Here is an 8,142-nt window from a genome sequence, read left to right on the forward strand (position 1 = left end):
GATGAATGCCGCGCTTCGCACCCAGAAATTCGATCTCATCGTGCTCGATGTCATGTTGCCGGGCGAAAACGGTCTCAACATCTGCCGCCGCCTTCGTGCCGCAACCAACATTCCGATCCTGATGCTGACCGCGCTCGGCGAGAAAATCGACCGCATCTTCGGGCTGGAAATCGGCGCGGACGACTATGTGACGAAACCGTTCAGCGCGCGTGAACTGACGGCCAGGATACGGGCGCTGCTGCGCCGTACAGCCTATGATCCCGACGAGCGGGACTGGTCGAAGGTACTTCGTTTCAACGGCTGGCGCCTTGATCCCATACGCCGGCAATTGCATGACCCCAACAATGCGCGGGTGACGACCACGACGCATGAATTCGACCTGTTGCTTGCGTTTTGTCGCAATGCAGGCCGGGTTCTCTCTCGTGAGGAACTTCTGGGCGTAACCCATGCCGGGCTCGCGGGGCCGATCGAGCGTAGCGTCGATGTCCATATCAGTCGAATCCGCAGGAAGATCGAAAAGGATGCGCGCGATCCGGTGCTTTTGAGGACCGTTCGGTTGGGTGGCTACATCTTCACCGCGACGGTGGAGGAAGCATAAGGGATTTCATCCGCCGTTTCTTGCCACAGTCCGTGCGTGGGCAGTTTGTGGCAATCATTTTCATCGCGGTGATCGTGATCATGTTCGTCGGTTCGGTCGTCGAGAGTTTCATAGAGAACGCCGATCTTCCCGCCGCGGAAGATAACGCCGGGCGTGCGGCCGTTGTTGCTGCCTTGTTGCAAGAAACGCCGGCGCAGGCGCGTGGCGCAATTCTGGCGACAGCAAAGCGGGCCGGCTTTGATTTCGAGATATTGCCCAAGGACCGGATAACCGGCATTCCCCAGTCCTATCTGCAATGGCGAAGTGTCGAATGGCTTTTGCGTATCGACAGGGGGACGGTTGAGGGACGCTGGATAAGGATCGGCGGCCGATACGCGTTTGTCATCGACCTCGACCAGCAGGACGTCCTGGCCCATTTCGGCATGCCCGATTCCTGGCTGACATCGGGCCTCGTCCGTGCCTCGTTCTACAGGTTCATGGCTTTCGTTGCCTTGCCCGTGCTGATCTGGCTGTTTGCGGTTTGGGCCGTGACGGATCCGTTGAAGCGCATCTCGGCGGCAGTCGGTTCGGCCGAGATCGAGAATGGCGACCAGCTCTTCGTCGAACACGGCTCCATTGAAATGGTGGGGTTGGCGCGCGCCCTGAACAGGATGAGGACGCGTATCCGCACGATGATCGAAAACCGCACGCGCATGTTGCGCAGCGTCAGTCATGATCTGCGCACGCCTTTGACGCGGCTGCGGCTTCGCGCCGAGCGCATGGATGATGGCCCAATCCGAACCGCAATCCTGTCCGATGTCCAGCACATCGAAATCTTGATCGATGAGACCCTTACCTACCTGCGCAACGATGTTTCGACGGAGAAGCTGCAGCGCGCCGATATTGCCAGCGTTCTGCAAACCGTCTGCGCCGAATTCTCCGATGTCGGATTTCCTGTCTCATATTCCGGGCCGGACCGGCTTCTGGGCTGGTGCAAGCCCAATGCATTGGCGCGTGCGATCGCCAATCTTTGCGACAACGGGGTCAAATTCGCTGGCAATGTCACGGTCGCCTTGACGGCGACCGGCACGGCGGCGCGCATCACGGTAGGGGACGACGGGCCGGGTATTCCGATGACGGCACGTGCCCGTGTTTTCGAACCATTCTTCAAGGAAGATGCGTCGCGCGGCATTGCGTCGAAGCATGGCTTCGGTCTGGGCCTCTCGATCGTTGCCGACATCGTCCAGGGGCACGGCGGCAGGATCGAATTGGAGGACAACCAGCCCAGCGGACTGGTCGTTACCATCGACCTGCCGAATGCCGCGGATGTGCAGTCGGCATAGACGGCCTCCCGCCGGGTAAGGTGCGCTCTAAGCCGGCAGGCCGGGGCGATCGAGCTTTTTGGGCGACAGCGTGAAAATCTCGCACCCTGTGTCGGTCACGCCGATCGTGTGCTCGTACTGCGCCGACAGCGAGCGGTCGCGCGTTACCGCGGTCCAGCCATCCGACAGAACCTTCACGTGCGGCCTGCCCAGATTGATCATCGGCTCGATGGTGAAGATCATGCCTGGCCGCATCTCGACGCCTTCATTGGCGCTGCCGTAATGCAGGATGTTCGGCGCGTCATGGAACAACTGGCCGACGCCGTGGCCGCAGAAGTCGCGCACCACCGAGCAGCGCTCGCCTTCGGCAAAGGTCTGGATGGCGGCGCCGATGGCGCCGGTGCGGGCGCCCGGCCTGACCGCCGCAATGCCGCGCATCAGGCATTCATGCGTGACTTCGAGCAGCCGCTCGGCGGCGCGCTTGATCGTGCCGACCGGATACATGCGCGAAGAATCGCCGTGCCAGCCGTCGAGGATGTAGGTGACGTCGATGTTGACGATGTCGCCATCCTTGAGCGGCTTGTTGTCGGGAATGCCATGGCAGACGACATGGTTGATCGAGGTGCAGGATGATTTCGTGTAGCCGCGATAGTTGAGCGTCGCCGGCAGCGCGCCGTGGTCCATGCCGAATTCGAAGACGAAGCGGTCTATTGCTTCGGTGGTGACCCCGGGCTGGACCATCGGCACCAGCTCGTCGAGGCAGCGCGCGGTGAGATCGCATGCCTTGCGCATGCCGGCAAAGCCGTCCTCGCCATAGAGGCGGATCTGGCCGGTATTTCTGAGCGGGGCCGTGGCAGCGTCGAGATAGGTGACCATTTTGTCCGTGTAGCGGGTAGGGCCCTGCAAGAGAGCCGACGTGAAGATCTCCCCAGATTTGGCACTTGAGGGCAAAAGGTTCAAGGAAGAACTGCCCGATGCACCCGCACAGTTCGAGATATTCGCCTTGCATGGGCGGTTCAGCGACCCAAGTGACGACACATTTCTGGGCCAAAAGCCGGTCAAAGCAACTTTTGACGACGAACGGCGTTGCTGCGGTGGCGCCAGTTCGGGAGACAGGAAATGGACAGACTGCAATTCGAGGTGCCGGTGCGCATAGCGCCCGCGCCCGGCCTGCCGGTCGAGGAGATCTACGGCGTCGAACAGGCGCTCGATTTTCTCCAGGACTGGCCTGCGCGCCGTCAGGGCCCGATCTACCAGAAAGCCTTCAACGCCTGCTTTGGGGCCACGGTAGACGTGGTCAAGACCGAGGATGCTTGCCGGGCGTTCATGGCGTTTTGCCGGGCCAGCGGACTGATGGCCAGGGATATGATGACGCCGCGCAAGCGCGGCGGTGAGGCGAGGGCGCTCCAGGCCTAAGGGCCGCCGCCGTTTCGCCTGCCCCCCACTGCAACCAATGAAGCGCGTTTGACGCACAGGCGATGTCGCGAGCGTATCGTTGCGTCCCCGCACCCACGTCAGCGCCGTTAAGCTTCCGTTTCCACCTTCCCGGCTACGCCATTGCTTGTTGGCAATGGTTGATTCGTTGCGTCAGTCTCATGGTTCGGAAGATGTCCCCAGAAAAAATCCGTGCATTCCCGATCGACCGTCAGGTATTCTTGGTCAGAGAGGTTGCTGCCAAGCTCGGCAACCTGCATGGCGAGACCGCCACCTCGTTCTGGAGGGCCAAGGCGTCGGAGTTGCTCGATCTTGTGGTCGGCTCCGGCAGGGACAGAACAGCAGCCAGCGATGAAGTGCGCAGGTTTTTCCAAGCCGTGCAAAGAGAGATGTCGGCCGGGGTGGTTGCGGAGCCGATGCCGATTCTTTCCGCTTGAAGAAAATCCTGCACAGCTTTGGCTTCCCACTGCATTCTCCAACAGTGCGAGCAGCAACACATCGGTGTTTGCTGCCTTCGACGGCAAGTTCGCTGATCGGGTGCGAACCCATGGCTGCCTATCGCAGGCGGATGCTCTAGGACATCGATGCTCTCTCTCGCCGCCTCCCGCTGGCCCTAGCCCTTCTCGCTTGCCAGGAAGTGCGCTCGCGCGTTGATCAGCCAGCGAAGCACTTCTTTTTTGAAGCCAATGGACCACTGCTCAAAAATGCACCGAACTTTTTAGCCATTCGTTCATTTATGCGTGCTTTCTAATCTAAGCCATGGCCTTGAATAGCTTCACCCGTGTTCGGCTTGTAATGGACGCCATGCGCCGGAGCACGGGCGCAAATGTCGCCACCATTTTTGCCCTCACCTTGCCGGTCGTTGTCGGCGCTGCGGGCTTCGGCGTCGAGACCTCCTATTGGTACTACAACAGCCTGAGATTGCAGGCGACGGCCGATGCAGCCGCCTATGCCGGAGCGCTCGAACAGATTTCGGGTTCCGACAAGCCGACGATCGTCGCGGCTGCGACCCAGTCCGCGGCGTCGAACGGGCTGGGCTCGGGCACGATCGTCGTCAATACGCCGCCCGCGTCCGGACCGAATACGGCGAAAAAAGCGGTCGAGGTGATCGTCGGCCAGAAGCTCGACCGGATGTTCACCCTGATCTTCACACAGGAAAAGGTTCCCGAACAGGCGAGGGCGGTGGCCGTCATTACCGATGCCTCGAGTGCTTGCATGCTCGCGCTCGATCCGTCCGCGTCGCAGGCGGTGCTGTTTTCCGGCAGCACCAGCGTTAAGCTCACCGGCTGCTCGGTCATGTCCAATTCCATCGCCTCCGACGCCATCAAGCTTCAGGGCGCGGCCGGTCTGCAGGCCGATTGCCTGATATCGGCGGGCGGTGTCTCTCTCAGCAATCCCGTCACCACCGTCTGCGCGGCCCCGATCACCCAGGCACTGCCCGCCGGCGATCCCTTTGTCGACCTGCCGGCCCCGGTGGCCGCGACCCCCTGCCTGAACGACAACAAGGCGACGCTCGGTCCAGGCACCTATTGCAGCGGCATGAACCTGAAGGGCAACGTCACGCTTTCGCCCGGCGTTTATGTCGTCCAGGGCAATCTCAAGATAAACGCCAACGCGGCCATCACCGGCGCCGGGGTGACCATCTTCATGTCCGGCAGCTCGACCGTCAGCATGAATGGCAATGCGTCCGTGAAGCTCAGCGCGGCGACTTCGGGCACCTACTCAGGCGTTCTGTTCTACGGCGACAGGACCGGCATGAGTGCATCCAGCACATTCAACGGCACAGCGGACTCGCTTTTGACCGGGGCCATCTATTTCCCCAAGCAGCAAGTGAGCTATCTTGGCAACTTCTCGGGCAATGGCGGCTGCACCAGGGTCGTCGCAAATACGATTCAATGGTCCGGTAATTCAACCATCAATCAGGATTGCTCGAGCCTCGGAGTGCCCAACATTCCAGCCGCGCGGTCCGTGGCACTGTCCGAGTAGCTCCGTGGGGCGCCGGTCGATGCCGATCCTCGGCGATGATTCGGGCGTTGCGGCGGTCGAGTTCGCGATGGTGCTGCCCATTCTGTGCCTGGTGCTGCTTGGTATTCTGGACGGCTGGTCCTACATAACGAGTTCACTGTCGATGCGCGCCGGTGTGAAGACGGCCGCGAACCTGGTCATGAGCGGATCGACCGATGATGCGGCGACCCAGGCCCTTGCCATTGCGAGCTGGGAAAATCGGCCGGAAGACGGCCAGGTCACGCTAAGCCACATCCGTATGTGCGGGACGACCGTGGTCGACGCTTCCACCATGTGCAGTGGGCCCAAGGTGCCGTCGATCTATGTCCAGATACAGGCATCGGGCACCTGGGTGCCGCCAATTGCCTTCGGCGCCTTTGCCGCTCCCACCGTCATCGGTCACCAGGAGGTGATCCGTGTCCGCTAGGGTAAGCGCGTTGCGGCGGGATCGATCGGGCGGGGCCGGGCTGGAGTTCGCGCTGATCGCCCCCTTCCTTGTCATGCTGCTGTTCGGAATATTCGCCTTTGGCTCGTCGATGCACTCGGTCTCCAGTGTTCGCTATACGCTGGAGACGTCAGCGCGCTCGCTGCAGCTTAAGAACACGCTGACCCAGGCCGACATTCAATCGATCGCCACGCAGAAATTGCAGGCCTTGGGGTTCAAGGACGTGAACGTCACGATCGCCATCGACCCGGTGAGCGGCGGCTTCCGCATGGCGCATCTGACCGCCGCCTATGCCTTCGTCATCGACTTCCCCTACTTCAGTTCCTTCCCGATCAACTACGCGACAACCGTTACCGTGCCGCTGCTTGGCAGCGGCTAGGCTGTGGCCTGATAGCCTCGCGCGCCGGGGCTCTGCCAATGCACCGGTTTGGCGGTCGTGGCGCAAGCTTGGCACTCGGCCTGCTTTTTATGGCACGGGGCTAGCTAATATATTCGTTAGTGCTAATATTAAGATTACGTTACGTCATGTTCGACCATCTGTCGGGTGCAATGTGGGGGTTCCAATGAGAGTGGCTGTATTGTGCGCGGCTGTTGTTTTCGCTGCGACCGGTGTCGCTGTTGCCAAGGAAAAGAAGGCGGCGGTCAGTGACGCTGCCGCCTTGTGTTCCACGAAACCGTCGACCAAGAAGCCCGTTGCAAATCTGGACTGCGGTTTCACCGGAACCGCCAAATCGGAAGATAGCGGGGCAAAGGCAGAGCCGCGTCTCGGATACGACTCCAATCCGTGGATCATAACAGGCTTTTGACTTTGCACTGTCGGATGCCGGTTGAAGCGCTGAAGAGGGTCGTCTTGAGCGGCGCGCGACCCGTTCTCATGTAGGCTCCCGCACGCAAACTAGGCAAATAAATACGGACTTGCCACTCGGGGCTTCGCCCCGTTGTCGCAATGCCGTGAAAGCCCAACTCGACCGTGCAATAAAAAGCCCGCCACGGGGGCGACCTGCGGCGGGCTCTTGGAGCGGCTACATCCCTTAGGAATCGACCACTTTGTAGCAGGATTATGACCCGTGTGGCCGCGTTGGCCTATGGTGTGATCGCGGAAGACTGCGCGTCAGTTGAAGAGAGCAGCAGAGAGCCAAGCGAAATTGCCGACATTGGGAGGGAGGTTTGCGCCAAACGCAAATTTTTCTGGTACGCCCAAGGGGAATCGAACCCCTGTTACCGCCGTGAAAGGGCGGTGTCCTAACCGCTAGACGATGGGCGCGCTCAGACGAAGCGGCTTATACTGGCGTTGTGCGCAACCGGCAACCCGTCAGGTGCCACCTTGGACAACTTTTTTCCAGGCCTGCCAAATCAACGGTTTGCCGAGGGCTGGCAGGCTTGACGATTAGCGGCGACACCCATCGTTTCGTCATCCACGGGCGGAGCAAGGAGCGCTCCGTCGCGAAGACCCGAGGATGACGAAGTTGGGGACGCTTCAGCCTATCTCGAATGTTCAGGAGGCTGGAACGATATTGCCGGAACGGCCTTGGCGGCTGACAGGCGTAGGCCGTCAAATAGCGCTGCTAGCCGTCACCGCCGCTGCGCCGGCGGCAGCGCCAGTTCCAGTCGCGCTCGGGACCGACGTCGACGTGAACCGATTCTGTGTGGCAGTATGTGCCGACACCGCCGCGACCGGGCATGCTTCTGATGTAGCTCGCCAGTTCCCATTTCGAAACGCCGGGAACCTGGATGTCGGCGGCGGCGCAATACATGTGCAGCGAATTCTTGGCGCCGTTGGCGCGCCGGTTGCGGGCCGGGTCGCGATAGCCTGACGTCACCGTCATCTTGCGGCCGTAGTGGCCTTCGATCGTCTTCAGCACGCGCACCAGCGACGGCTTCAGGCAGGCCACATCGACGCTTTCGTTCTGCTTGAGCAGCCCGTTGGGCGCCAGCCGGGCCATGCCGGCGGCGGACGCAACCTGATAGGAGCCGCCCACTGGCCCCTCATCCTCGTTGAGGTCGACGTCGCTTTCGTCATCGAGGCCCGACTTGCGCTTGATCTCGAACAGGGCCGTCTGGCGCACGCCGGGCAGGGCATCGCTGCCGGTGATGTGACCGCTATCGCCACCGAGCGAAGCCAGTTGTACCGGCTTGGCCGTGGAATCGGCCGAGGCAAGCGTGATGATCGGTTTTGCCGCTGCTGGCGTCGCTTTTGCCTGCGCCGGGGGCTGCTCGCCCGTCCGGGCGTTGCTGATGAGGGGGGCTGGTGTCGCCGAGGCTGGCGTTGCGCCAAACATCGAGGCGAGGAAGCCTTTCTTCTTTGGTGCTTCGGCCTGCGGCATCTCGCCAGCCGTCACATAGACCGGGTTGTTCATGGC

At 61.3% G+C, this 8,142-nt stretch carries 10 protein-coding genes and 1 tRNA gene; 7 read left to right on the forward strand and 4 right to left on the reverse strand.

Features of this window, described 5'->3' with window-relative positions; genetic code table 11:
- The coding region (locus tag EN969_RS08130; RefSeq protein ID WP_164758178.1) for a response regulator transcription factor at positions 1–598 on the forward strand (598 nt) is incomplete at its 5' end.
- Here EN969_RS08130 and EN969_RS35900 read toward each other — a convergent pair.
- Complete coding sequence (locus EN969_RS35900) at positions 565–1,014, reverse strand: hypothetical protein (RefSeq protein WP_245441331.1); 450 nt, start codon at positions 1,012–1,014, stop codon at positions 565–567. The genes EN969_RS08130 and EN969_RS35900 overlap by 34 nt on opposite strands.
- A 6-nt stretch (positions 1,015–1,020) precedes the next feature.
- Here EN969_RS35900 and EN969_RS08135 point away from each other — a divergent pair, with 6 nt between their 5' ends.
- Complete coding sequence (locus tag EN969_RS08135; RefSeq protein WP_245441330.1) at positions 1,021–1,920, forward strand: HAMP domain-containing sensor histidine kinase; 900 nt, start codon at positions 1,021–1,023, stop codon at positions 1,918–1,920.
- 27 nt (positions 1,921–1,947) lie between these two features.
- Here EN969_RS08135 and map read toward each other — a convergent pair whose 3' ends face one another.
- Complete coding sequence (map, locus tag EN969_RS08140) at positions 1,948–2,775, reverse strand: type I methionyl aminopeptidase (protein WP_013532002.1); 828 nt, start codon at positions 2,773–2,775, stop codon at positions 1,948–1,950.
- Positions 2,776–3,018: 243 nt separating this feature from the next.
- Here map and EN969_RS08145 point away from each other — a divergent pair, with 243 nt between their 5' ends.
- The 5 genes from EN969_RS08145 to EN969_RS08165 all read left to right on the forward strand — a co-directional run bounded on the left by EN969_RS08145 (position 3,019) and on the right by EN969_RS08165 (position 6,161).
- Positions 3,019–3,315 carry a DUF982 domain-containing protein gene (locus EN969_RS08145; RefSeq protein WP_013532001.1) on the forward strand — a complete coding sequence of 99 codons (297 nt, stop codon included), beginning with the start codon at positions 3,019–3,021 and terminating at the stop codon, positions 3,313–3,315.
- Positions 3,316–3,506: 191 nt separating this feature from the next.
- Positions 3,507–3,770 carry a DUF6074 family protein gene (locus EN969_RS08150; protein WP_013532000.1) on the forward strand — a complete coding sequence of 88 codons (264 nt, stop codon included), beginning with the start codon at positions 3,507–3,509 and terminating at the stop codon, positions 3,768–3,770.
- Positions 3,771–4,092: 322 nt separating this feature from the next.
- A complete protein-coding gene (locus tag EN969_RS08155; RefSeq protein ID WP_063167868.1) occupies positions 4,093–5,319 on the forward strand; it encodes a pilus assembly protein TadG-related protein in 1,227 nt (408 codons plus the stop codon).
- Between the two features lie 19 nt (positions 5,320–5,338).
- Complete coding sequence (locus EN969_RS08160) at positions 5,339–5,764, forward strand: TadE/TadG family type IV pilus assembly protein (protein ID WP_032808908.1); 426 nt, start codon at positions 5,339–5,341, stop codon at positions 5,762–5,764.
- Complete coding sequence (locus EN969_RS08165) at positions 5,754–6,161, forward strand: TadE/TadG family type IV pilus assembly protein (RefSeq protein ID WP_127419063.1); 408 nt, start codon at positions 5,754–5,756, stop codon at positions 6,159–6,161. The genes EN969_RS08160 and EN969_RS08165 overlap by 11 nt, the downstream gene beginning before the upstream one ends.
- Before the next feature lie 810 nt (positions 6,162–6,971).
- Here EN969_RS08165 and EN969_RS08175 read toward each other — a convergent pair.
- Positions 6,972–7,046, reverse strand: a tRNA-Glu gene (locus tag EN969_RS08175).
- A 301-nt stretch (positions 7,047–7,347) separates the two neighbouring features.
- Positions 7,348–8,142, reverse strand: a 795-nt coding sequence (locus EN969_RS08180; protein WP_127419064.1) for a YcbK family protein, incomplete at its 5' end; no start/stop codon positions are given.

Origin of the sequence: Mesorhizobium sp. M7A.F.Ca.CA.003.01.2.1 (assembly GCF_003998945.1) — a bacterium.
GTDB classification, from domain to species: domain Bacteria; phylum Pseudomonadota; class Alphaproteobacteria; order Rhizobiales; family Rhizobiaceae; genus Mesorhizobium; species Mesorhizobium ciceri.